Origin of the sequence: Hymenobacter nivis (assembly GCF_006439025.1) — a bacterium.
GTDB lineage: Bacteria > Bacteroidota > Bacteroidia > Cytophagales > Hymenobacteraceae > Hymenobacter > Hymenobacter nivis_A.
In genome coordinates, this window is record NZ_RCYZ01000001.1 from 390811 (window position 1) to 415303 (window position 24493).

Genomic DNA, 24493 nt, shown 5'->3' on the forward strand with positions numbered 1-24493 from the left:
GCCCGGGCGCAAAACTTTTGCGCCCCGAATGCCTTACTTGCGGGGCCCGCCCGCTGGCTGCGCCGCGGGGGCCCCGCCTCACCCCTGCCCCTGCACCCATGCTCGCCCACGTTCCGTTCATTCTCACCGGCTTGCGCCACGGCCGGCCGTTTGCCGCCGATGCCACCTACCGCGCCGACGGCCGCGCCAAGCCGGTGGTGGTGTTTGTGCACGGCTTCAAAGGGTTTAAGGATTGGGGGCACTTCCCGCAGCTGGCCGATTTTTTTGCCGAGCAGGGCTTTGTGTTCGTTAAGCTGAACCTCTCGCACAACGGCGTGGTGGTGGGCGGCACCGGCGACCTGGAGGACCTGGACGCTTTCGGGCGGAATAATTTTAGCATCGAGCTCGACGACCTCGGCCAGCTCCTCGACGCCCTGCACGCGCCCGGGGCCACGCCCCTGCCCGCGGCCGAGCTGGATTTGGGCCGGCTCGCGCTCGTGGGCCACAGCCGCGGCGGGGCCCTGGTGCTGCTCAAGGCCGCCGAAGACGCCCGCGTGCGGGCCGTGGCCACCTGGGCCGCCATCGCCGACATCGACCAGCGCTGGGGCCCCGAGGTGCTGGCCGAGTGGGCCCGCGCCGGCCACCTCCTGGTGCCCAACAGCCGCACCGGCCAGCCCCTGCCCATGTACTACCAGATTGTGGAGGACTACGAGGCCAACCGCGCGCGGCTCGACATTCTGGCCAACGTGGCGCACAACCTGCCCCAGCCCCTGCTCATCGTGCACGGCGACGCCGACGAAACCGTGCCCCTGGAGGCGGCCCACGCCTTGCACGCCGCCAAGCCGGGCGCCGAGGTGCTGGTGGTGCCCGGGGCCACGCACATGTTCGGCGGGGCCCACCCCTGGCCCACCGCGGGGCTACCCGAGCCCGCCGGCCTGGTGGCGGCGCGCACGGCCGATTTTTTTAATCGCCAAGCGTGAGCGCGCCCGCCCTGGCCTACCTGCTGCTGGGCAGCAACCTCGGCGACCGCGCCGCCTACCTGCAAGCGGCGCGCACCGGCTTGGCCGCTGCGGGCGAAATCGTGGCCGCCTCGGGCATTTACGAAACCGCCGCCTGGGGCCCCGCCGACCAGCCCGCCTACCTCAACCAGGCCGTGGCACTGCGCACCGCGCTGGCGCCAGGGGCCCTGCTGGCCCACTGCCTGGCCACCGAAGCCGCCGCCGGCCGCGAGCGGCACGAGCGCTGGGGCAGCCGCACCCTCGACGTGGACGTACTCCTCTACGACGACCTCATCATCGACACCCCCGCCCTGACCGTGCCGCACCCGCGCCTGGCGCAGCGCCGGTTCGCGCTGGGGCCCCTGGCCGAAATTGCCGCCGCGCGGGTGCACCCGCAGCTACACCTCACCGTAGCTGAGCTATTGGTTATCTGCCCTGACCCGCTGGCCGTGCGGCCGTGGGCAGAGGAATAGAGCGGCGCCATTGCGCTTTGGCTTAAGGCTCTTGGCTCAGCGCCGGGGCCCTACTAGGGGCGGGCGCAGGCGCAGCTCGGCCACGTTGTGGCCCACGCGCAGGGCCGAGTAGCCCAGCCAGGCGGCCAGCACCAGGCCGTTCAGCACCTGCCGCCAGCGCACCGGGCCGGCTGCCGGCCACCGGGCCAGGGCCAGCAGCAGCATGGGGCCGGCCACCGGGGCCATGTAGCGTTCGGCGTCGTGCACCCCGCCGGTGCCCAGCCGGAAGGTGACGGCCACCATGTGGCCCAACACGTTGGCCACGACCAGCCACCAGCACAGCTGCAAGGCGGCCGTGGCCGACGACAGTGGCACGCGCCCCGGCCGGCCGCCTGGCCACAGCCACGCCAGCAGGCCCACCAGGCCCAGCGCCCACCAGGCATAGGGCACGGCCCCGTACCACCCCGCGGCCAGGGGCCCAAACCAGCGTAGCATCACAAACCCGTACTGGGCCTGTAGCTCGGCGAGCATGGACCACCCGCCGGGTATCCGCACGACGCGGGGCCCCGCCAGCGCCGCGTGGATGCTCCACAACACTTCCCCGCTGGCGCAGCCGAGGCCGTGCGCCACCAACTGCCAGCGGCTGCGCGTGCGCCAGGCCCCGTTGGCCAGCAGGGCCACGCCGGCTCCTACCAGCAAAAACGCCCCGGAGGTGCGCTGCAAGGGCAGCAAGCACCCAACTAGCGTGGCCCAGCCCAGCCACCGGCCGCTGTTGGTGCGCAGCCAGGCCAGCAGCGCACCGCTGTAGGCGGCGGCCAGCAGAAAGAACACCGGCTCCGACCAGATGAACTTGGCTGGCACCAGCACGGCCGTGCTCAGGGCCAGGGCCAGGGGCAGCGCCCCGGCCCGGGGCCCTGGCAGCAAGCGGCGGCCCGCCCTGCTCCACAGCAGCAAGTGGCCCAGCAAAGCCAGGGCATACAGGCTACGAATGGCCCCAAACGAGCCGAATACGCTCAGCAGGGCCGGGTACAGGGGCCCCCACAGGCGGTAGGGCAGCCCGTCGGGGCCCAGCAGCTGGCCGCTGGCGCGCAGGCTGCGGGCCGCCGACAGGTAGCTGTACGAGTCGGCGGTGCCGCCAAACCCGCCCTGGCTGAGCACTCCGTACAGGCCCAGCACGACCAGCGCCGCGAGGCCCAGCGCCCAGTGGTAAGCACGGGCCGGGCCGGCCGCTGGCCTCACTGCGCCGAGGCGACGGTGGCCGTGGGCACAATCTTCTTCACCAGGCCCTGGAGCACCTTGCCGGGGCCGCACTCCACAAACTCCAGGGCCCCATCGGCGGCCATGCGCTGCACCGATTGCGTCCAGCGCACGGGGGCCGTGAGCTGGGCCAGCAGGTTGGCCTTGATTTCGGCGGGGGCTTGGTGGGGCTGGCCGTCCACGTTTTGGTACACGGGGCAGCGGGCTTCGCGGAAGGTCGTCTTCTCGATGGCCTCGCCCAGGGCCGTGGCGGCCGACTGCATCAGGGGCGAGTGGAAGGCGCCGCCCACCGGCAGCAGCAGGGCGCGCTTGGCCCCGGCGGCCTTCAGCTGCTCGCAGGCCAGCTCCACGCCGCGCACCGCCCCCGACACCACCAGCTGGCCGGGGCAGTTGTAGTTGGCGGCCACCACCACGTCGCCCCCGGCGCTGATTTCCTGGCAGATGCGCTCCACCACGTCGTCGGCCAGGCCCAGGATGGCGGCCATCGTGCCGGGCTGCTCCTCGCAGGCGGCTTGCATGGCCTGGGCGCGCCGGGCCACCAGGCGCAGAGCATCGGCAAAGTCGAGGGCCCCGGCCGCCACCAGGGCCGAGAACTCGCCCAGCGAGTGGCCAGCGGCCATGCCCACCGCCCGCCCGGGCACGGCCACAAACTGGGCCACCGAGTGCACGAAAATGGCCGGCTGCGTCACGTCGGTGCGGCGCAGGTCGTCCTCCGAGCCGTTGAACATCAGCTCGGTGAGCGAAAAGCCGAGAATGTCGTTGGCCTGGGTGAGGAGCTGGCGGGCGGCGTCGTTGTTATCAAACAGCTCGCGGGCCATGCCCGGAAACTGGCTGCCCTGGCCCGGAAATACAAAAGCCGGAGCCGGCAGCGAAGACGAAGAAGAAGGGGTCACGGAGAAGGAAGCGCGGGGGCGGAAAGTGGGTGGAAAGAGGGCCCCGGGCGGCGGGCGGCGGTGCCGCGCCCGCCCGGGGCAAGCGGGGCGCAAGCTGCACAAAAGCCCGCGGCCCACCAAATCGGGGCCGCTGCCTGGGGCCCCGCTGGCCGCCGCGGGGGCCCTAAAAAGCTATCCGGGCCAGGATTTATCACCCCGCCGTGGGGCCCCTAAAAAGCAAAAGCCGGACGACTCCCGTGAGGAATCCGCCCGGCTTTTAGTTGCCTGCGAATGGAAAGCTATCAGCTAAAAGCTCAGCAATTACCGCACAATCTGCACCCAGCCTTTGTAGGTGATTTTTGTGTTGGCGGCGTCGGCAAATTCGACTTCAGCCAGGTAGTAGTACAGGCCGTCCGATACCTTGCCGCTGCTGCCGCTTTCGCCCACAGCCCCGCCGCCGTCCCAGTTGATGAAGATGCGCGACGTGGTGGTGCTCTCAAAAACCTTCGCCCCCCAGCGGTTGAACGCCTTGAAGTGCACGCTCCGCAGCGGGCTGGCCGACTTGGGCTGGAAGATTTCGTTCACCCCGTCGCCGTTGGGCGTGAAGATGTTGGGCAGGATGAAGAACGGGCAATTGTTCTGGCACACCACGTTGCTGAGGGCGCTGCGCAAGCCGCCCGTGCTCACGGCCTGCACGGCGTAGCAGCCGCCCAGCTCGGGTAGGTTGCGGTGCACGTAGCTCATGGTATTGGTGGAGTCGAGCAGTGCCAGGGCCCCATCGACCGTGGGCCGGTAGAACACACGGTAGTAGGCAATGGGTGCACTACAGCCGGTGGGCACGGCGCTGGCGGTCCAGCGCAGGGAATTAGCGTAGGTCTGGTTGTCGCTGGGCGGGTTGCGGGCCAGGCTGTCGCAGTTCACTAAGGCCAGCGACAGCACCGGCACGCAGGGCTGGTCGGTCAGCGTGGTGCAGATGATCTGGCTCTTGTTGAGCAGCTCGCTGAGGTAGCCGGTGGGGTTGTACTGGCCATTGGTCTGCACGTAGTAGCAGTAGGTGTTGCCCTTCACGAGGGCGGGATCTTTGTCCACGAAGGTGCCACCGGCGGTGGTCGACGTCACCGACCCTACTTGCGCGAAAGGGCCCCCGGCCGTGCCGCTGCGGAATACCAGGGTGGGCTTTTTGGTGTTGTCCCACGGCGTCTGGTAGGTCCAGTTCACGGTGATTTGCTTGTTGGGGCTGTCGGGCACCAGCGCGGTGCGCACGCTGCTGGCCGTGCCAGCGGGCTCCACAATCTCGGTGGTGCTGCCCGCAGCCGAGGCGTAGAACAGGTCGAGCTTGTAGGTGTACTGGTTGGCCGCGGTGTTGACGTTGGTATCCACAAACACCGAATCGGTGAGCGAAAACGGCGTGGCGCGTACCACGGTGTAGGCCGTGGCGGCCGGCGACAGGCCCACGGCCCGCGAGAGGCGGTAGCCCGAGGGCGTGTTCAGCAGCTGCGTGGTGGCCAGCTTGGCCGGCGACCACCGCACCGTAATCTGGCCCGTGGCGCTGGTCTGGTCCACGTCTACGTTCTTGAGGCGCGCCGACGAGCCGCCCACAGTGGCGCAGGCTTCGGCCGAGGCAATGCTGGCCCCAAGCGCGGGTAACGGGAAATCGGCGTAGATGCGGTAGCAATACGTCTTGCCCCGGTCGAGGCCCCGGCCCGCGTTGTCGTCCTTAAAGGCCGACAAATCAGCCGTTACCGAGCCCACCAGCGTGTAGCCCGCACTCGCCGGAATACCCGTGTCGCAGGGCCCCGGCACGAAGTTCGACGAGTTCTCCTTGCGGTAAATGCGGATGAAGCTGGCGTTGGAACAGATGTAGCGGTCCCAGGTCAGGGTCACTTGGTTGCCGGCGGGCACGGCGCGCAGGTTTTGGGGCGGGGGCCCCACCACAGTGATGCGCCACACCTGCTCGTCCACCAGCGGGAAATCGGGGCTGGGCGGGCTGTCCTGGGCTCGGAAGACGACCGAGTAGGGCTCCTTGGCCACGTTGCTGCAATCGGTGGCCCAGGTGAAGCGGCCAGTGGCCGTGGGGGGCCCCTTGGCGCTTTGCGTGAACACGGCCGGCGGCAAAATGCCCGAGTAGGCATTCAGGGTAACGGGGGTTGGCGCGGCGCTGCCCGCGGCACTGCCGTCGGTGGCCGTCACGGTGCCGGTCACAGTAGTGCCGGCTATCACGCACAGGTCGGGCGGAATCGTGAGGATGGGCCGCAGGTTGTTGGTGGGTATTACGATAATCTGTATGTCTTGTATTACCGTTCCAATCTGTTGCGCAGGAAATCCATCTATCCTCCGCCATTCCTGCACTTCAAAAGCTACGTTGTAAAAACCGGTTTGCAACGGCGCATTCCACGTAATTTGGCCAGTGCGTGAGTCCTGCTGGAAAATGGCCGCCCCCGATCCGTTGGATGCAGGTACCCCGTTGTAAGGCACTTGCCTGGCGTTGGCGTTGCCCGGCGTTTTGTCGGGATACACAAAGCCGGCGATGACGGCCGGCACCGGCCTATTGTTGGTAGGCGTCGACGGGGCTTGCTGCGAAGGGCGCAGCTTGAACACCATCGAATCGCCGTCAGCATCATAGGCCCCGGGATTGTGCAAATACACTTGGTTTTGGCCAGCCTTGTCTACGGCCGGCGTGCGCAGTATGGGGCTGCGGTTGAGGCCCAGCGCCGGATCGATGGTGAGGGCGGTGCTGACGTAGAAGGACTGCGTATTAGACTGTGTGCCAATAAAGTTTAAGATGCCCTGGTTGCGGTTTTCGCCAATAAAACTCGCAGTAAACTTACCCGCCGCTGGGTAGGTATGGTCGAAGTAAAAGACATCGAGGCCGGTATCGGGGCTGCCAGCAATCGGAATCACCTGTTTATTACCAGTACCAGATACGCGGTTTACCGTCTGCGAAGTACCGTCGCCGAAGTACAAAGTGGCCGTTGGCTGGTCGGCGCTGGCCGGCGACAAATCCTGGTAGATGATCAGCTTGAAGAAGATCCGGTTGGGGTTGTGGGCAGCCGTGGTATCCACCTTGGCCTCGATGTTGCCAGCGCGGATGTGGGAGGCGCGTGCCGTGCCCGGCAGCAGGGCCCCCAGCACCAACAACAACCCAAAGGTGGCCAACTGCCAATTGTACCAAATTGCGGAAAGTGCCTTCATAACCGTTTCGTTGTGATTGAGGGCCCGCCAGCCGTCCCGCCGCGGGCCCGTAATAAACCTGTGTGCGAAGCTAACTTTTTTTTGCCCGTGCTGGTTACTTAGCCAGCCCACAACGCCGCCAACGACAGGCTCCCCCGATAAATTCACTGCCCCCGGCGCGTGCGGGCCAACGGCCTGGTTTTTTTGCCCGCTTAGCCCCTCGGCCCTACCTTTGGGCAGCACAAACCTACTATTTCTCCGCCCTGCGGACCGTTTTATGAGTTGGATTTCCAAAACTTTCTCCAGTAGCATCGGGCGCAAAATTGTCATGTCTCTCACGGGCTTGTTCCTGTGTACGTTTCTGGTGGTACACCTCATTGGCAACTTGCAGCTGTTCAAGCACGACGGTGGGACGGCCTTCAACATTTATTCGCATTTCATGGGTACCAACCCCATCATCCGCACCATCGAGTGGGGCCTGGTGTTGGGCTTTGGCTTCCACATCTACGAGGCGCTGATGCTGACGCGCCGCAACCAGGCCGCCCGCCCCCAGAAATACGTGGTGAACCACTCGGAGCAGAACTCGGAGTGGACCTCGCGCAACATGGGTATCCTGGGCAGCCTCATCCTCATCTTCCTCATCGTTCACCTCTACAACTTCTTCTGGCGCGCCCGCTTCGGCGGCCTCGACAAGATTGGTGGCACCGACGTTGAAACCCGCGACTACGACAACCTCTATATGGCCGTTGTGTCGTCGTTCCACGTGTGGTGGTACGTGCTGCTGTACGTGGCCGCGCAGTTCTCGCTGGGCTACCACCTGTGGCACGGCTTCGGCTCGGGCTTCCAGACGCTGGGCCTGAATCACCGCAAGTACACCCCGCTCATCAAGGCTGTGGGCTACGGCTTCGCCGTGGTGGTATCGGCGGCCTTTGCGGCAATGCCCCTCTACTTCTTCCTGTTTACGGACGACAACGGCCAGCTCACTTCGGCCGTGTCGCCCCTGGTCCACTCCCTCACGCTAGCCCTGAAATAATATGTTTCTCGATTCAAAATCGCCCGAAGGCCCCCTAGCCGAGAAGTGGGACCAGCACAAATTCAACGTTAAGCTCGTCAATCCTGCCAACAAGCGCAAGTACGACGTGATTGTAGTGGGCACCGGCCTAGCTGGGGCCGCTGCCGCCGCTTCGCTGGCCGAGTTGGGCTACAACGTTCACGCCTTTACTTACCACGACTCGCCGCGCCGGGCCCACTCCATCGCGGCCCAGGGCGGCATCAACGCGGCTAAGAACTACCAGAACGATGGGGACTCGGTATTCCGTTTGTTCTACGACACCATCAAGGGCGGCGACTACCGCGCCCGCGAAGCCAACGTGTACCGCCTGGCCCAGGTATCGGTAAGCATCATCGACCAGTGCGTGGCCCAGGGCGTGCCCTTCGCCCGCGAGTACGGCGGCCTGCTGGCCAACCGCTCCTTCGGGGGGGCCCAGGTGAGCCGCACGTTCTACGCCCGCGGCCAAACCGGGCAGCAGTTGCTGCTGGGGGCCTATTCAGCCCTAAGCCGCCAGGTGGCCTACGGCAAAGTGAAGCTGCACACCCGCTCCGAGATGCTGGACCTGGTAGTGGCTGACGGTAAAGCCGCTGGCATCGTGACCCGCAACCTGCTGACGGGGGCCATCGAAAACCACGCTGCCCACGCAGTAGTGTTGGCCACCGGCGGCTACGGCAACGTGTTCTACCTGAGCACGAACGCCATGTATTGCAACGTAACCGCCGCTTGGCGTGCCCACAAAAAGGGCGCGTACTTCGCCAATCCTTGCTTTACCCAGATTCACCCTACCTGCATCCCGGTGTCGGGCGATTACCAGTCGAAGCTGACGCTGATGTCGGAGTCGCTGCGCAACGACGGCCGCGTGTGGGTGCCCAAGACCAAGGAGCTAGCCGAGCGTCTGCGCAAGGGCGAAATCAAGGTGAAGGATCTGAAAGAGGACGACCGCGACTACTTCTTGGAGCGCAAGTACCCCGCCTTTGGCAACCTAGTGCCGCGCGACGTGGCTTCGCGCAACGCCAAGCAGATGTGCGACGAAGGCCGCGGCGTGGGCAGCACCGGCCTAGCCGTGTACCTCGATTTTGCCGACATCATCCAGCGCACCAGCGCCGAAGCAGTGAGCCAGAAGTACGGCAACCTGTTTGAGATGTACGAGAAAATCACTGACGAGAACCCCTACGAGCTGCCGATGCGAATCTACCCGGCGGTGCACTACACCATGGGCGGCCTCTGGGTGGATTACAACCTGCAAACCACCGTGCCCGGCCTGTACGCCGCCGGCGAGTGCAACTTCTCCGACCACGGCGCTAACCGCCTCGGCGCTTCTGCCCTCATGCAGGGCTTGGCCGACGGCTACTTCGTGATTCCGTACACCATCGGCGATTACCTCGCCAAAACGGCTCCCAAGCCGGTGAACACCGAGCACCCCGCCTTTGCCGAGGCCGGCAAAGCAGTGCAGGAACGCACCGCCAAGCTACTCAGCATCAAAGGCAACCGCACCCCCGACCAGTTCCACAAGGTGCTGGGCCACATCATGTGGGAGTACTGCGGCATGGCCCGCAGCGCCGAGGGCCTCACTCACGCTAAAGCCGAAATCCAGAAGCTGAAGCGCGAGTTCTGGCAGGACTTGAAACTAACCGGCACTAACGAGGAGCTGAACCAGGCGCTGGAGAAAGCCGGCCGCGTGGCTGACTTTATCGAGCTCGGCGAACTCATGATTGACGACGCCCTCGACCGGAACGAGAGCTGCGGCGGCCACTTCCGCGAGGAGTACCAGACCCCCGAGGGCGAGGCCCTGCGCGACGACGAAAACTACGCCTACGTAGCGGCCTGGGAGTTCATGGGTGAAAACCAGCCTGAGCGCCTCAACAAAGAGGAGCTGCAATTCGAGAACGTGAAGCTGACCCAGCGCAGCTACAAATAATTTTTCAGCTGTTAGCCATTAGCTGTTAGCTGTTAGCTCTGTGCCAATAGTTTAATAGCTCTGATGAAAACTAACAGCTAATAGCCAACAGCTAACAGCTAGAGAGAAAATGGCCGGTTCCAACCCCAACGCTAAACCGATGAACCTGACCCTGAACGTATGGCGGCAGCCCAGCCCCAAAGCGCAGGGAAAGATTGTGGAGTACCAAGTGAAAGACATTTCGCCTGAAATGTCCTTCCTGGAGATGCTCGACGTGCTGAACGAAGACCTGCTACACAAGGGCGAAGACCCGGTGGCTTTCGACCACGACTGCCGTGAGGGCATCTGCGGCTCGTGCGACTTGTTCATCAACGGCCGTTCGCACGGCCCGGAGAAGGGCACTACTACGTGCCAACTCCACATGCGCAAGTTTTCGGACGGCGACACCATTACCATAGAGCCCTGGCGCGCCAACTCCTTCCCAATCAACAAAGACCTAAGCGTGGACCGCTCGGCCTTTGACCGCATCATCCAGGCGGGCGGCTACGTGAGCGTGAACACCGGCGGGGCCCCCGACGGTAACGAGATTCCTATTCCGAAGGACATTGCCGACCGGGCGTTTGAAGCGGCTACCTGCATCGGCTGCGGCGCGTGCGTGGCGGCATGCAAGAACGCATCGGCCATGCTGTTTGTGTCGGCCAAGGTATCGCAACTGGCCCTGCTTCCCCAGGGCGACGTGGAGCGCAAAACCCGTGTCGAGAACATGGTGGCGCAGATGGACATCGAAGGTTTTGGGGCATGCACTAACATTGGCTCATGCGCTGCCGAATGCCCGGTGGGCATCTCGCTCGAGAACATCGCCATCCTGAACCGCGAGTTCTTGACTGCCAAGGCTACGTCAAATAATTTGGCATAAGCTCATAAGCAAGTACCGGAAGGGTGCACTAGCTTAGCTAGTGCACCCTTTTTTTTGGCCATTGCCCCCTTTTTGTCGTAGAATTCCCGATATCATCTTATCAACGGTCATACAACTAACGGTCGTAGGAGCGGTTTAACCGTTGACTTTTGCTCCCTTATCCGCTTTTGCTTTGATTACCCTAATTGTCGGCACTAACCGCCCCAACTCCCGTGCCCGCCGCGTGGCCACGCTCTACGCCACGCTGCTGCACGCATTAGGCGCCGAAACCCAGCTCCTGGACCTGGCTCACCTGCCCGCCGATGCGCTGGAGAGCACCCTTTACCACAACGCTGGTCAGCACGAAGCCTTCAACCACCTCGCCGCCAGCCTCGACGCCAGCGCCAAGGTGGTATTTTTCGTGCCTGAGTACAACTGCTCATTTCCCGGGGCCCTCAAGCTCTTCATCGACGGCCTCCCCTACCGCGGCGGCCTACGCGGTAAAAAGGCCGCCCTGGTAGGCCTGGGTACCGGCAGCCAGGGCGGTAGCCTGGCGCTGAGCCACCTCACCGACGTGCTCATGTACCTCGACTCGGCCGTGCTGCCCCAGCGTGTGCGCCTGCCCTTCATCGACAAAGAGTTGACTGCCGACGGGCAACTGGCTACGCCCCTACTTATGGAGCTGCTGCGCACGCAAGCGGCGGCGCTGCTGGCGTTTTAGCTTTGCGGGGTTCGTTGCTCACCCCCTCCCCTGCTTAGCTTGTCTGATTCTGCTTCCGTTGCGCCAGCTCCCGCGGGCCTTGCCGTGCCCGGCAGCCTACCCTCGGGCTACCGCCCGGCCCTAAACGGGGTGCGGGCCCTGGCCGTATGGCTGGTGGTGCTGGGGCACTGGACGCTGCTGCCCTTCCCAGTGGGCGAAATGGGCCGGCTGACGTTTTTTGTCCTCAGCGGCTACCTTATTTCGGGCATCGCCTGGAAGCAGGGGTTGTACCAGGGCCCAGCGCGCCGGTGGTGGGGGCCCTTGCGCACCTTCTACGCGCGGCGGGTGCTGCGCATTATTCCGCCTTACTACGCGGCCCTGGCCCTGGGGGCCCTGCTGCCCCTGGCCACCCTACGCGAGTACCCGGGCTGGTTTCTGCTGCCCGCTTCCAACCTGCTCTTCTACCGCCTGCAGCGCTGGGGCGAGGGCGTGGGCCACTTCTGGACCATGGCCGTCGATGAGCAGTTTTACTTGCTTTGGCCGCTGCTGCTGGCCGTGGTGGGCCGCCGCACTGCCGCCTTTCTGGCCGTTGCGGTGGCCAGCCTGCTGTTTCGCATTTGGTGGGGCACCCACCAGGGGTCGGGGTTTGTGTTGGTGCTCCTGCCGGCCTCCCTCGATCTGTTTGCCTTGGGCGCGGTGCTGAAGCTAGTGGAGCGCCGGCCCGCAGTGCAGCGGTGGGCGCAGGGACGGTGGGCTTGCCTCGCCTGGGCGACCTGGGTGGCCTTTTGGTTTGCCACGCACCTCACCAACGCCCACGGCCTTTGGCTGTTGCTTTACCCCACCGTGGGCAGCGGGGCCGCGTTCCTCACCCTGAATTGGGTGTTGAGCCTGCCCGCCCGGCCGGCCGCAGGGCAGCGCCCCAGCCTACTGCTGCACCCCGCCTTGCAGTGGCTGGGCCAGCGCAGCTACGGCTGCTACCTCTACCACCTGATGCTGCCGGTGCTCTACCAGCGGGTGGTGTACCGGCTGTTTGCCGGGGCGGGCACGCGGGCCGAGTTGCTGGGGCCCCTGCCCACGGCCCTGCTCCTCACACCGGTGCTGCTGCTGATCACGGCGGCCTCGTGGCGGTGGATGGAAGCCCCCCTCGACCGCCTCAAGCACCGCCTATCCTACACGTCCACGAGCACCGTTTCGTGAGGCCCGCGCAAACCAAATCCCCTGTTGAGTAAGCACTAAAAAACCAAAAGCGTGGAGAGGCGTTTGCTTTTGCGCAACTACTAAAACGCGCAACGGCCCGCCCCGAATACTCAGGGCGGGCCGTTGTGCGTTGGGCCAGGGGCCCTAAGCTAGTCCACGTTATCGTGCAAAAAGCGGTTGTCGCCCAGCAGCTCGTTATCGTCGGAGAGGTTAAAACGAGAAATGTTTTGCTCCGAGCTGGGCACCACGGTTTCCAGCTTCACCTGGCGGCGCAGGTAGGCCGGGGCCTCGTACTGCGTCACGGCATCGGGCGGCAGGCCGTGGCTCAGCTCCTGCATGCGGCGGCGGCGCTCCTCAGCCTGGGCGTCCAGGGGACGCGGGCGGGCCGGGGCGGTAGTGGCGTTGGCCGGCAGCAGCACCGGCTCGCCGGGGCCCGTAATGGGCTGGCCCGTCAGCGGGGGCGTGTTGCCGGTCAAGCCAGGGCCGTCCAGGGTGAGGTGCACGCGGGCGGGCTCGGCCGGGGGCGGGCCGAAGCTCGGCACGAAGGGCGCGGCGGGGGCCCCAGCGGCGCTGGCGGGCGGCGCGGGCTGGCGCTCCGGCTCGGCAGCGGCTTCGGGGGCCGGGCGCTGGCCGGGCGTGGTGATGGTGTGCGCCTCGCGGGCAAAGCCCGTGGCAATCACCGTCACCCGGATGCTCTGGCCCAGCGTTTCGTCCACGCCGTGGCCGAAAATCATCTCCGCGTCCTGCCCAGCCTTGTCCTGGATGTATTCGGTGATTTCCGTTAGCTCGTCCATCTCCAACTCGTGCTCAATGCCCGACATGATGGAGAGCAGGATTTTTTGGGCCCCGTGGATGTCGGTGTTGTTGAGCAGCGGCGAGTTCAGGGCCTCCTCGGCGGCACGGCGGGCGCGGTTTTCGCCGTCGGTGATGCTACTGCCCATCACGGCCGCGCCCGACTGCTTCATGGTCGTTTTCACGTCCTCGAAGTCCACGTTCACGTCGCTCGTCACCGTAATGATTTCGGCAATCGACTTGGCGGCTGTCGTCAGCACGGTATCGGCCTTGGCGAAGGCGGCGCTCATCGTCAGGTTGCCGTAAATCTGGGGCAGCTTGTCGTTAAGAATCACCAGCACCGTGTCGCAATGCGCACTCAGCTCCTTGATGCCTTCCTCGGCCTGCAGGCGCTTTTTCTTACCTTCAAACAGGAAGGGTGCCGTTACGATGCCCACCGTCAGGATACCCAGTTCCTGCGCTACTTGCGCAATGACCGGGGCGGCCCCGGTACCAGTGCCGCCGCCCATGCCTGCCGTGATGAAGAGCATTTTGGTACCCTGGTTCAGCAGCTCGCGGATTTGCTCCTTGCTTTCCAGCGCAGCCTGGCGGCCGCGCTCAGGCTTGGCGCCGGCACCGAGGCCCTCGGTCAGGTCCACCCCAATCTGGAGCTTGTTGGGCACCGTCGAGCTTTGCAGGGCCTGCTGGTCGGTATTGCAAATGATAAACTCCACGTCCTTGATGCCCTGCTTGTGCATGTGCTTCACGGCGTTGGAGCCACCGCCGCCCACCCCAATCACTTTAATGATGGATTTGGTCTGGGCAGGAATATCAAATTTGTAATTCATATGAATTCATTTAACATTTAGCAATTAACATTTAACATTTTCGCTCGCAGCCCCCAATTGGGGCCCCCGAAATAAAAATGTCAGTTGTTAAATGATAAATGATAATTGTTAAATGATTTAGTAAGATTTATCGTCGTAGTCGTCAATCAGCAGCCCTTTGGTGCGGCTGAGGATGTCCTTAAAGAAGCCCGCGGCGCGGCTGGGCTGCTTGGGCTCTTTCTTGGGCTCAGGAACCGGGGCAGCCACTGGGCGCGCCGGCAAGGCGGCCTGCGGCGCAGGGGCCGCGGGCAGCGCTACGGGCGGCACCACGTAGGCGCTGGGCTCCTCGTCGAACAACGAGCGCGGGCTGCGCTCCTCTAGGCCCTGATAGCCCGAGAGCACAAGGCCCACGGTAGTGGCGTACATCGGCGATTTCACAGCTTCGATGCGGCTCTTGCCCAGGTGCTGGTTGGGGTATCCGATGCGCGTGTCAAGGCCGGTGATGTACTCGGTGAGCTGCTCCAGGTTTTGGAGCTGCGAGCCGCCGCCAGTTAGCACGATGCCGGCCGAAAGCTGGTCGTGCAGGCCCATGCGGTAAATCTCGGCGTACACCAGCTCCATAATCTCCGACATCCGGGCCTCAATGATAAAGGCCAAGTTCTTCAGCGAAACCTCCTTAGGCGGGCGGTTGGGCAGGCCGGGGATGCTCACAATTTCGTGGTCGCTGGCTTCCTCGGCAATGGCCTTGCCGAATTTCACCTTCAACTGCTCGGCCTGGCCGGGGGCCACGTTGCAGCCCTGCTTGATGTCTTGGGTGATGATGTTGCCGCCGAACGGCAACACCGCCGCGTGGCGGATGATGCCGTCCTTGAAAATAGCCAGGTCGGTGGTGCCGCCCCCAATGTCAATCAGGGCCACGCCGGCCTCCTTCTCCTCCTCCGAGAGGATGGATGTGGCGCTGGCCAGCGGCTCAAGGATGAGGTCGGCAATTTCCAACCCCGCCTTCGTCACGCACTTGTTGATGTTATTAATGGCCGTGCTCTGGGCCGTGATGATGTGGAAATTGCCTTCCAGCCGCACGCCCTCGTAGCCCACCGGGTCCACAATGCCTTCCTCGTAGTCCACCTTGTAGTCCTGGGGCATTACGTGGATGATCTGCGAGCCGGGCTGCGTCACGAGCCGGTACATGTCCTGGGTGAGGCGGTTTACGTCGTCGGGACCGATCGTATCGGCCGAATTGCGCGTGATGCTGCCGTTGTGGCGCAGGCTTTTGATGTGCTGCCCGGCAATGCCCACATTCACCACGCCGATGCTGATGCCCGACTGTTCTTCGGCCTGCCGGATGGCGCGGCGGATGGCATCCACCGTCTTGTCGATGTTGAGCACAATGCCCCGCGAAACGCCCTCCGACACGGCTTTGCCCATGCCCAAAATTTCGAGTTTGCCGAATTCGTTTTTGCGGCCCACCAGGGCGCAGATTTTTGTGGTGCCGATGTCGAGCCCGACGACGATTTTATCCTGTTGCATGAGAGGGGTGCCTGGCGAAAGCAGTGGGGGCGGGTAAAAAAAAGAGCGGGCCGTCGCCCAATGTAGTTATATATCAGCGAATTGCTATTCGCAGATGATTTGATTCTGGTACTCCACATTCACCCGATGGTAGGTATCCCACCCGAGGACTGAAGGAATTTGGCGGTAAAATACCATAAGCTTAGCGAATTTCTCGGGAATGTTGTCCGGGGGCCCGAACTCTACGCGCTGGTCGCCCACTTGCTGAGTGAAAGATAAGCGTCCATCGGCCCCGATAATTACCTCCGCCACCTGTGCCCGCCAAAAGGGATGTTCGTCCACGAAACGCAAAAACCCGAGGCAGCGTTGCCCCGTGCTGTCCTGAAAAAAATCGGCCGGCAGCGCCGCCCCGCCCGGCCGGGCCACCGTGGCCACCCGCGCCGTGTAGAGGGGCGAGAGGGGCAGCGGCCGGCCGGCGGCGTCCACGTAGGTGTCGAGGCGGGCGTCGGGGTGGGTGAGGCGGGCAATGGGGCGGTTCTGCGTCACGTCGGCGTGCAGGTCGCCCGAAAGGTCGCGGTACACCTGGGCGGTGCGCACAAACGGGTGGGCCGCGAGGCGAGCTTCCAATTCGCGCAGCCGGGGGCCCTCGGGGCGGGTGCCCAGCACGGGCTCCTGCCCGCCCTTGGTGAGCAGGGCCGTCACGCCCCGCTCGCTGATGAAATAATTATCAAACTCGTTGGCGATGCGCACGTCTACGGCCCCCACCGGCCGGTGGGCTTGGCGCACGGCCGCAAACACGCCCAGCCCGCCCAGCACCAGGAGGCAAACGACAACAACTGAAAAATTACGAACGGTGCGGTGCATAAGTAACGGCAAGAAATCGAAGAAATAAATTAATTATTGTGCTTCGCAGAATTCAAAAATTGGATGCTGATTTTAATTTTACCAAGCCAAAATTTAGCGTTGCGGAATTAATTATTTTTTCCAGCGCTCGGCAAAAATCGCTCTTAATTCTGGCACGAGGGTATCAATGTCGCCGGCCCCCACCGTGGCCAGCACTTCGAGCGGGTCGGTTTGGGCCCCGGCGAGCACCTGGGCCTTGGTTTGGATGGATTTGAGCGGGCTGGTGAGGCCGGCCAGGATGATATCCGACGTGACGCCAGGCAGTGGCAGCTCGCGGGCTGGGTAAATATCCAACAGAATTACCTCATCTGCAATACTTAAACTCTGCGCAAAACCCTCGGCAAAATCGCGGGTGCGGGTGAACAAGTGGGGCTGGAACACTACCCGCAGCCGCCGCCCCGGGTACAGGGCCCGCACCGACCGCAAAAACGCCTCGATTTCGCGCGGGTGGTGGGCGTAGTCGTCCACGTACACCTGCCCCTGGGGCCCCGTGGCCACAAACTCAAACCGCCGCTTCACGCCCCGGTAGGCGGCCACGGCGGCCGTGATTTGTGCTGCATCTAGGCCTTCGATCTGCGCCACGGCGGCGGCGGCCAGCATGTTTTCCACGTTGTGGAAGCCGGGCACGGCCAGCGCCAGGCCTGGCAGGGCCCCCAGGGGCCCGTGCAGGTCGAAGTGGAACTCGTGGCCCTGGGCCGTCACGTCGGCGGCAAATAGCTCGCGGCCCGGCGCGGCGGCCAGGCCGTAGTGGATGACGCGGGTGCCAGCGGGCACGGCCGCGGCCACGCTGGGGTCGGCGGTGTGGTTGATGAGCAGCGTGCCGCCGGGCTTGATTTGCCCCACAAACTGCCGAAACGAATCAATCAGGGCCCCTTGGGTGCCGTAAATGTCCAGGTGGTCGGCATCGGTGCTAGTCACAATGGCCACATCGGGGCGCAGGGTGAGGAAGCTGCGGTCGTATTCGTCGGCCTCCACCACCACGGGGGCCCCGGGCGACTGCGGCAGCAGCAGGTTGCTGCCCAGGTTTACGGCGATGCCGCCCAGGAAGGCTCCGGCGTCGTGGCCGGCGTGGTGCAACAGGTGAGCCACCATGCTGCTGGTGGTGGTTTTACCGTGGGTGCCGGCCACCGCAATCGTGCGCCGGCCCTGCGTGAGCACGCCCAGTACCTGGCTGCGCTTGCGGATGTCGTAGCCCTCGGCGCGCAACCAGGCCCACTCGCGGCTATCGGCCGGAATGGCGGGCGTGAGCACCACCAGCGTTTGCGCCTTGTTTTCCCGCACCGCGGCCGGAATATTTTCTACCGCGTCGGCGTAGTGCACGGCAATTCCTTCCGCTTCCAAAGCCTGCGTGAGCGGCGTGGCGGTTTTGTCGTAGCCGCTGACCTGGTGGCCGTTGGCGCGAAACCACCGCGCCAGCGCCGACATGCCGATGCCCCCAATGCCCAGGAAGAAAATGTACGGAAACTGATCCAAGTGGCAATTATTAATTAGAAACAATAAATCGAAACAGCGACGCTTTAATTAATTAAATTACTGCTTAATTAATTTCAATAGTTCATCGACGATGGCCGTGGTGGCATTGGGCCGGGCCAGCTCGCGCACCCGCGCTTGCAACTGCTGCTGCCGGGGCCCATCGGCCAGCAGGCGCAGGGCCTCGTCGTAGAGGCGCTCGGCGGCGTGGGCGTCGGTGATGAGCACGGCGGCACCTTTCCCCACCAGGGCCAGGGCATTTTTGGTTTGGTGGTCTTCGGCCACGTTGGGCGACGGCACTAGGATGCTGGCCTTGCCCGTGAGAGCCAGCTCACTCACCGACAGGGCCCCGGCGCGGCTCACTACCACATCGGCAACAGCGTAGGCCAGGTCCATGCGGCGAATGAATTCGTGGGCGAACAGGCCGTCGGCGGCGTAGGGGGCAGCCTGCTGCTTGGCCTCGGGGTAGTAGAGCTTGCCGGTTTGCCAGAGCAGCTGCACGCCGGCGGCTTGCAGGCGCGCCAGGGCGGCGGCCGTGGCCAGGTTGAGGGTGCGGGCCCCCAGGCTGCCGCCCACCACGAGCAGCGTTTGCTTAGCCGGGTCGAGGCCGAAAAACGCCAGGGCCTCAGCCCGGTCGCCGCCCACAATTTCGGCCCGCACGGGGTTGCCGGTCAGCACCACCTTATCGGCGGGAAAGAACTTCTCCATACCCTCGTAGGCCACGCAGATGCGCGCCACCCGCCGGCCCAGCAGCTTATTAACCAAGCCCGCGTAGGAATTCTGCTCCTGAATGAGCGACGGAATGGCGCGGCTGGCGGCGGCCAGCAGCACCGGGGCCGAGGCGTAGCCGCCCACGCCCACCACGGCGTCGGGCAAAAAATCTTCGATGAGCTTGCCAGCCCGGCGCACCGAGCGGAACACCTTCACCGGAAACAGCAGGTTTTGGGGCGTGAGGCGGCGCTGCAAGCCGCTGATGTCGAGGCCCACGATGTCGTAGCCGGCCTCGGGCACGCGCGTCATCTCCATGCGGCCATTGGCGCCCACGAAGAGGATAGCCGCGTCGGGGTGGCGGCGGCGCAGCTCGTTGGCTATGGCCACCGCTGGGAAGATGTGCCCGCCGGTGCCGCCGCCGCTGATTATGATTCGCATAGTTTAAGCTGTTGGCTATCAGCTATTGGCTGATAGCTGCTTGTGCAATGATAATTAAAAAAGCGAACAGCTACCGGCTAATAGCTAACCGCTACTTTTGGGATGCGGGGCGCGTCGGGGTCGGAGCCCACCACGGGGCGAATTTCGGGCTCGCCCCGGCTCACGGCCAGGATGATGCCGATGCTGATGCCGGTGAAAATCAGCGAAGTGCCGCCCATGCTCAGCAGCGGCAGCGGCAGGCCCGTGATGGGCCCCAGGCCCACGGCCACGCCCATGTTTACCAGTGCTTGCAGCACCAGGCTGAAGCTGAGGCCCGCCGAAAGCAGGCCCCCGAAGGCGCCGTAGCTGTTCATCACCGTTTTCAGGCCCCGGTACAGCAGGGCCAGGTACAGCAGCAGCACCACGGCCCCGCCCAGCAGGCCGTATTCCTCGATGATGATGGCAAAAATGAAGTCGGAGTACGGGTGGGGCAGGATGTTGCGTTCGGTGCTTTTGCCGGGGCCCTTGCCGGCCACGCCGCCGGTGGCAATGGCGATGTAGCTGTGCTCAAGCTGGAACGGCGTCTTTTTATTAGGGTCGGAGAAGCTCGACACGCGCGACATCACGGTGCCCAGGCGCTGGCCGGCGGCCAGGCCCGCGCCGCCTAGCACCACGCCGATGCCCACCATCACGGCCATTTGCTTGAGCGGCACGCGCCCAATGAACATCAGCAGCATGCAGGTGGCAAACAGCAGCAGAGCCGTAGAGGCATTGCTGAGAATAATCAGGCCGCAGATGACGCCCACCCACAGCATTACCGGCAGCAGCGTGGATTTGAAATCGTGCAGGTGCTGCTGGCGGCGGCTGAGCATGCTGGCCAGGTGCGAAATCAGGGCCAGCTTGGCCAGGTCGGAGGGCTGGAAGGTGAGGTGGATAACCGGAATGGTGAGCCAGCGCGAGGCATCATTGAGGGTGGTGCCGCCCACGAAAAACGTGAACAGCAGCAGCGGCACCGAAATCAGCAGCGCGTAGAGCGATAGGCGCGAGTAGTGCCGGTAATCGACGCGGTGCGCCAGCCACATCAGGGCCAGGCCCATGAAGATGAGGCCGCTGTGCTTGAGCACAATCATCTCTGCCGAGCCGGGCCGGCCGCGCATTTCGTTGCGGTAGGCCAGCGTGCCGGTGGCCGAGTACACCACGGCGATGCTGATGACGGAAAAGATGAGCACAATGGCCCACAGAATGGGGTCGCCCTTAAGGTTGCGCTGGAGCCAGTTGGGCCGGAAAGTGGTTTCCATAAATCGCAGGTTATGCAGATTATATTGATTTACGCAGATTCAGACGGGCGTAATTCCTGCACGGCGGCAGCGAACTGACGGCCGCGGTCTTCGTAGTTTTTGAATAAATCGAAGCTGGCGCAGCAGGGCGAGAGCAGCACCACGTCGCCGGGCTGGGCCAGGGCCCCCGCGCGGCGCACGGCGTCGGCCATGCTTTGGGTTTCTTCCAGGTGCGGCACCACGCCCTCAAACGCGGTGCGTAGCTTGGCATTGTCCACGCCCAGGCAGACCAGGGCCCTAACTTTTTGGCCGGCCAGGTCCAAGAGCGACGAGTAGTCGTTGCCCTTGTCGGTGCCGCCAGCAATCCACACAATTGGGGTTTTGATGCCCTCCAGTGCGTACCAGGCGGCTTCCACGTTAGTGGCTTTACTGTCGTTAATATATTCTACCCCAGCAACCTCGCCCACGGCTTGTAAGCGGTGGTCGGCATTGCGGAAGGTGGCCAGGGCCCCTTCGATCTGGGCAATGCCTACGCCCGCTGTGCGCGCGGCCAGCACAGCGGCCAGCACGTTCTGGCGATTGTGCTCACCAATGAGCGGCGACTGCGCTGTATTAATTGTTTCGGTTTCGCTGTAATAGCCGGGCAGCAGGTCCACGCAAAGCTGTGTCGCCGCTTTGTAGTAGCCCGCAAGGTGCAGGTCGGCCCGGCGCTCCATACCAAAAGGCATTTTCATCACCGGTCGCAGCGCGGCCTGGAAGTGGCGCGTGATGTTCTCGTCGTCAGCGTTATAGATAAAGTAGCCGCTGCTGTCCTGCTTGCGGGCGATGCGCAGCTTGGCGTGGGCGTACTCGCTCAGCGAATAGTTGTAGCGGTCGAGGTGGTCGGGAGTGATGTTGAGCAGCACGGCAATCCAGGGTCGAAACTCATGGGTATCGTCGAGCTGGAAGCTACTGATTTCCAACACGTAGTAGTCGTGCTCATCGGCGATGACCTGCTCGGCAAAGCTGCGGCCCACGTTGCCGCCCAGGCCCACCTTCAGGCCCGCCTCCTTCAGCAAGTGGTAGGTGAGCAGCGTGGTGGTGGTTTTGCCGTTGGTGCCGGTGATGCAGATGCACTTGGCCTTGGTGTAGCGGCCCGCAAACTCAATTTCGGAAATAATTGGCGTTTGCTGCTCGCGCAGGGCCTGGATGACCGGGGCTTTTTCAGGGATGCCGGGGCTCTTGACCACCTCATCGGCGGCCAGGACCCGCGCCAGCGTATGCTGGTTTTCCTCGAATTCGATGCCTGCCTGCATCAGCTTTTCCTTGTAGCTGGCCAGAATGGCGCCGCGGTCCGACACGAACACGGCGTGGCCCTTGGCCTGCGCCAGCAGCGCCGCCCCTACCCCACTTTCGGCCGCGCCGAGAATGACAATGTTCATAGTTAGCGCAGCTTAAGGGTAACCAAGGTGATGACGGCCAGCATGATGCCCACAATCCAGAACCGCGACACGATTTTGGATTCGTGGTAGCCCAGCTTCTGGTAGTGGTGGTGCAGCGGCGACATGCGCAGGATGCGGCGGCCCTCGCCGTACTTGCGCTTGGTGTATTTGAAGTAGCTGACCTGGAGGATAACCGACAGGTTTTCAATTAGAAACACACCACAGAGAATGGGAATCAGCAGCTCTTTGCGCACAATCAAGGCCAGCACAGCGATGATGCCGCCCAGGGCCAGCGAGCCGGTATCGCCCATGAATACCTGCGCCGGGTACGAATTGTACCACAAAAACCCGATGCAGGCCCCCACGAACGCCGTGCAGAAAATGACCAGCTCGCCCGAATCCGGAATAAACATAACATCCAGGTAATCAGCCAACAAGGCATTGCCGCTCACAAAGGCGAAAATGGCCAGCGTGATGCCGATGATGGCCGAGGTGCCGGCCGCCAGCCCGTCCAGCCCGTCGGTGATGTTGGCCCCGTTGCTGACGGCGGTGATCAGGAAGATGACGATGGGGATGTAGAAGATGCTGTACAGGCCGTTGAAAAACGTGCCCGCGGTGGCGAACAAGTCGCCGTAGTTCAGCTCGTTGTTCTTCATGAACGGCACGGTGGTAATCATCAGGTGCACGTCGTGGTACACTTTGCTGGCGTCCACTTCCGATAGGGCCCCGTTGGGCAGCAGGTACTGGCGCACAGTTACTTCGTTCGAGAAAAACAGCACCCAGCCCACCGTGAGGCCCAGGCCCACCTGGCCCAGCACTTTGAAGCGCCCACTCAGGCCCTCCTTGTTCTTGCGGAACACCTTGATGTAGTCGTCCAGGAAGCCAATCAGCCCGAGCCACACCGTGCTTATCAGCATGAGGATGATGTAGATGTTGCGCAGGCGGGCCAGCAGCAGCACGGGCACCAGAATGGCCAGCAAAATGATGAGGCCGCCCATCGTGGGGGTGCCTTTTTTCTCGTTCTGGCCTTGCAGGCCCAGGTCGCGGATGCTCTCACCGACCTGCTTTTGCTGGAGCAGGCGGATGAGGCGGCCGCCAAAAATCTGAGCAATGAGCAGCGAAATCACCACCGCCAGGCCGGCCCGGAACGTGGTGTATTGAAACACCCCGGTGCCGGGCATGTGGAAATGGTCGTGGAGGTAGCGGAAGAGGTAATAGAGCATGGGCAACGGCGAATAAAGCGGGGCGGGGCCCCCGGCTTTACTTGTTCAAAGTTTCAAATAATTCGAGCAGGACTTCCTTGTCGTCGAAGTGCGTTTTCACGCCCTGCACGTCCTGGTAGTTCTCGTGGCCCTTGCCGGCCACCAGCACAATGTCGTGGGGCCCCACCCACTCGAGGGCGGCTTGGATGGCGGCGCGGCGCTCGGGCAGGGTGCGCACGCGGGCGGCGTCGGGGGCCAGCACACCAGCCTGCATCTGGGCCAGTATTTCGAGCGGGTCCTCGAAGCGCGGGTTGTCGGAGGTGAGCACCACCTGGTCGGAGAGGCGGGCGGCGAGGGCGGCCATCACGGGGCGCTTGGCGGCGTCGCGGTTGCCGCCGCAGCCCACCACCGTGACGATGCGCTGCTCAGGCCGCCGAATCTGGTGCAAAGTTTGGAGCACGTTTTCCAGGGCGTCGGGCGTGTGGGCATAGTCGACGATGGCCGTGATGCGCTGGCCCGCCGACACCACCGGCTCGAAGCGGCCGGGGGCCGTGTTCAGGCCCGAGAGGATGGTGAGCACCTCTGTGGGGTCTTCGCCCAGCAGCACGGCGGCCCCGTACACGGCCAGCAAATTGTAGGCGTTGAACACGCCGATGAGCCGGAACTGAACCTCGCGGCCGTCAATTTCCAGGAATAGGCCGTGCACCTCGTTGGCGATAAGGCGGGCCCGGAACGTGGCCGCCCCGCGCAGCGAGTAGGTTTCGCGGCGGGCGGCGGTGTTTTGCAGCATCACGGGGCCCCGCTTGTCGTCGGCATTGGTGAGGGCAAAAGCCGTTTTGGGCAGCGCGTCGAAAAAGCCCTTCTTGGCCTTCAAGTAGTTGTCAAACGTGCCGTGGTAGTCGAGGTGGTCGTGGGTGAGGTTGGTGAAGATGCCGCCCGCGAAGCGCAGGCCCGTGACGCGGTGCTGGGCCACGGCGTGGCTGCTCACCTCCATGCAGGCGTGGGTGCAGCCGGCGGCCACCATGCGGGCCAGCAGCGCGTTCAGCCGGATGGCGTCGGGGGTGGTGTGGGTGGCGGGCACCACGGTTTCGTCGATCTGGTTCTGCACCGTGCTCAGCAAGCCGGCGTGGTAGCCCAGCTCGCGCAGCAGGCGATGCAGCAGCGTGGCGCAGGTGGTTTTGCCGTTGGTGCCGGTCACGCCGATCAGCTGGAGCCGGCGCGAGGGGTGCCCGTGGAAAGCCGCCGCCACCAGGCCCAGGGCCCCGGCGCTGTCGGCCACCTGCACGTAGGCCGTGCCGGGGTTGAGCACGGCCGGCAGCTCCTCGCAAATGACGGCCGCCGCACCCTGGGCCACGGCGGTCTCAATGAACTTGTGGCCGTCGGTGGCCGTGCCGCGCAGGGCGCAGAACGCCACCCCGGGGCCCGCCTCCCGCGAGTCGAGGGTGAGGCCGGTGATGGGCACATCGGCGGGGCCCTGCTGCTGGAGCACGGCTACGTCGGCGAGCAAGGAAAAGAGCGG

The 24493-nt window shown here is 64.0% G+C and carries 19 protein-coding genes; 7 read left to right on the forward strand and 12 right to left on the reverse strand.

The window, feature by feature from the left end:
* The first annotated feature begins 98 nt into the window (after positions 1-98).
* Together EAH73_RS01395 and folK are read left to right on the forward strand one after the other, a co-directional pair.
* Positions 99-959, forward strand: a complete 861-nt coding sequence (locus EAH73_RS01395; protein WP_140464511.1) for an alpha/beta hydrolase family protein — start codon at positions 99-101, stop codon at positions 957-959.
* Entirely contained in the window at positions 956-1450 is a 495-nt protein-coding gene (gene folK / locus EAH73_RS01400) for a 2-amino-4-hydroxy-6-hydroxymethyldihydropteridine diphosphokinase (protein WP_140464512.1), read from the forward strand. The genes EAH73_RS01395 and folK overlap by 4 nt, the downstream gene beginning before the upstream one ends.
* Positions 1451-1486: 36 nt before the next feature.
* Here folK and EAH73_RS01405 read toward each other — a convergent pair whose 3' ends face one another.
* The 3 genes from EAH73_RS01405 to EAH73_RS01415 form a co-directional block, all read right to left on the reverse strand.
* A complete protein-coding gene (locus tag EAH73_RS01405) occupies positions 1487-2668 on the reverse strand; it encodes a hypothetical protein (protein WP_140464513.1) in 1182 nt (393 codons plus the stop codon).
* Positions 2665-3579 (reverse strand): ACP S-malonyltransferase, encoded by a 915-nt coding sequence (fabD, locus tag EAH73_RS01410; protein ID WP_262711066.1) that lies wholly within the window; start codon positions 3577-3579, stop codon positions 2665-2667. The genes EAH73_RS01405 and fabD overlap by 4 nt, the downstream gene beginning before the upstream one ends.
* A gap of 300 nt (positions 3580-3879) precedes the next feature.
* A complete protein-coding gene (locus EAH73_RS01415; protein WP_161599407.1) occupies positions 3880-6750 on the reverse strand; it encodes a gliding motility-associated C-terminal domain-containing protein in 2871 nt (956 codons plus the stop codon).
* A 256-nt stretch (positions 6751-7006) separates the two neighbouring features.
* Here EAH73_RS01415 and EAH73_RS01420 point away from each other — a divergent pair, with 256 nt between their 5' ends.
* The 5 genes from EAH73_RS01420 to EAH73_RS01440 all read left to right on the forward strand — a co-directional run bounded on the left by EAH73_RS01420 (position 7007) and on the right by EAH73_RS01440 (position 12469).
* A complete protein-coding gene (locus tag EAH73_RS01420) occupies positions 7007-7762 on the forward strand; it encodes a succinate dehydrogenase cytochrome b subunit (protein ID WP_140464515.1) in 756 nt (251 codons plus the stop codon).
* A gap of 1 nt (position 7763) precedes the next feature.
* Complete coding sequence (locus EAH73_RS01425) at positions 7764-9698, forward strand: fumarate reductase/succinate dehydrogenase flavoprotein subunit (protein WP_140464516.1); 1935 nt, start codon at positions 7764-7766, stop codon at positions 9696-9698.
* Positions 9699-9837: 139 nt separating this feature from the next.
* A complete protein-coding gene (locus EAH73_RS01430; RefSeq protein ID WP_140464517.1) occupies positions 9838-10593 on the forward strand; it encodes a succinate dehydrogenase/fumarate reductase iron-sulfur subunit in 756 nt (251 codons plus the stop codon).
* Positions 10594-10765: 172 nt separating this feature from the next.
* Positions 10766-11293, forward strand: coding sequence for an NADPH-dependent FMN reductase (locus tag EAH73_RS01435; protein ID WP_140464518.1), 528 nt, complete (start codon positions 10766-10768; stop codon positions 11291-11293).
* 39 nt (positions 11294-11332) lie between these two features.
* A complete protein-coding gene (locus tag EAH73_RS01440; RefSeq protein ID WP_161599408.1) occupies positions 11333-12469 on the forward strand; it encodes an acyltransferase family protein in 1137 nt (378 codons plus the stop codon).
* 149 nt (positions 12470-12618) lie between these two features.
* On the opposite strand, the gene ftsZ is transcribed toward EAH73_RS01440, so the two are convergent.
* From ftsZ to EAH73_RS01485, 9 genes are all read right to left on the reverse strand, one after another.
* Positions 12619-14088: a cell division protein FtsZ gene (gene ftsZ, locus EAH73_RS01445; protein WP_140464520.1), complete on the reverse strand. Its 1470-nt coding sequence runs from the start codon at positions 14086-14088 to the stop codon at positions 12619-12621.
* 117 nt (positions 14089-14205) lie between these two features.
* Positions 14206-15594, reverse strand: a complete 1389-nt coding sequence (gene ftsA, locus EAH73_RS01450; protein ID WP_140464521.1) for a cell division protein FtsA — start codon at positions 15592-15594, stop codon at positions 14206-14208.
* 84 nt (positions 15595-15678) lie between these two features.
* On the reverse strand, positions 15679-16437 hold the full coding sequence (locus tag EAH73_RS01455) for a cell division protein FtsQ/DivIB (protein ID WP_140464522.1): 759 nt from the start codon (positions 16435-16437) through the stop codon (positions 15679-15681).
* A 111-nt stretch (positions 16438-16548) separates the two neighbouring features.
* Positions 16549-17949, reverse strand: a complete 1401-nt coding sequence (gene murC / locus EAH73_RS01460) for a UDP-N-acetylmuramate--L-alanine ligase (protein WP_140464523.1) — start codon at positions 17947-17949, stop codon at positions 16549-16551.
* Positions 17950-18006: 57 nt separating this feature from the next.
* Positions 18007-19095: an undecaprenyldiphospho-muramoylpentapeptide beta-N-acetylglucosaminyltransferase gene (gene murG, locus EAH73_RS01465; RefSeq protein ID WP_140464524.1), complete on the reverse strand. Its 1089-nt coding sequence runs from the start codon at positions 19093-19095 to the stop codon at positions 18007-18009.
* A gap of 77 nt (positions 19096-19172) precedes the next feature.
* Entirely contained in the window at positions 19173-20372 is a 1200-nt protein-coding gene (locus EAH73_RS01470) for an FtsW/RodA/SpoVE family cell cycle protein (protein WP_140464525.1), read from the reverse strand.
* Positions 20373-20401: 29 nt separating this feature from the next.
* Positions 20402-21772 (reverse strand): UDP-N-acetylmuramoyl-L-alanine--D-glutamate ligase, encoded by a 1371-nt coding sequence (murD, locus tag EAH73_RS01475; protein ID WP_140464526.1) that lies wholly within the window; start codon positions 21770-21772, stop codon positions 20402-20404.
* A 2-nt stretch (positions 21773-21774) separates the two neighbouring features.
* Positions 21775-22995, reverse strand: a complete 1221-nt coding sequence (gene mraY / locus EAH73_RS01480) for a phospho-N-acetylmuramoyl-pentapeptide-transferase (RefSeq protein ID WP_140464527.1) — start codon at positions 22993-22995, stop codon at positions 21775-21777.
* A gap of 37 nt (positions 22996-23032) precedes the next feature.
* Positions 23033-24481: a UDP-N-acetylmuramoyl-L-alanyl-D-glutamate--2,6-diaminopimelate ligase gene (locus tag EAH73_RS01485; RefSeq protein WP_240047098.1), complete on the reverse strand. Its 1449-nt coding sequence runs from the start codon at positions 24479-24481 to the stop codon at positions 23033-23035.
* Positions 24482-24493: the final 12 nt, after the last annotated feature.

Bases quoted from the DNA above. Each gene is read 5' to 3' on its own strand.
- EAH73_RS01470 (WP_140464525.1), bottom strand. From the start codon at position 20,372: ATGGAAACCACTTTCCGGCCCAACTGGCTCCAGCGCAACCTTAAGGGC.
- EAH73_RS01425 (WP_140464516.1), top strand. From the start codon at position 7,764: ATGTTTCTCGATTCAAAATCGCCCGAAGGCCCCCTAGCCGAGAAGTGG.
- murD (WP_140464526.1), bottom strand. From the start codon at position 21,772: ATGAACATTGTCATTCTCGGCGCGGCCGAAAGTGGGGTAGGGGCGGCG.
- EAH73_RS01395 (WP_140464511.1), top strand. From the start codon at position 99: ATGCTCGCCCACGTTCCGTTCATTCTCACCGGCTTGCGCCACGGCCGG.
- EAH73_RS01420 (WP_140464515.1), top strand. From the start codon at position 7,007: ATGAGTTGGATTTCCAAAACTTTCTCCAGTAGCATCGGGCGCAAAATT.
- murG (WP_140464524.1), bottom strand. From the start codon at position 19,095: ATGCGAATCATAATCAGCGGCGGCGGCACCGGCGGGCACATCTTCCCA.
- ftsA (WP_140464521.1), bottom strand. From the start codon at position 15,594: ATGCAACAGGATAAAATCGTCGTCGGGCTCGACATCGGCACCACAAAA.
- EAH73_RS01455 (WP_140464522.1), bottom strand. From the start codon at position 16,437: ATGCACCGCACCGTTCGTAATTTTTCAGTTGTTGTCGTTTGCCTCCTG.
- EAH73_RS01430 (WP_140464517.1), top strand. From the start codon at position 9,838: ATGAACCTGACCCTGAACGTATGGCGGCAGCCCAGCCCCAAAGCGCAG.
- EAH73_RS01415 (WP_161599407.1), bottom strand. From the start codon at position 6,750: ATGAAGGCACTTTCCGCAATTTGGTACAATTGGCAGTTGGCCACCTTT.
- ftsZ (WP_140464520.1), bottom strand. From the start codon at position 14,088: ATGAATTACAAATTTGATATTCCTGCCCAGACCAAATCCATCATTAAA.
- mraY (WP_140464527.1), bottom strand. From the start codon at position 22,995: ATGCTCTATTACCTCTTCCGCTACCTCCACGACCATTTCCACATGCCC.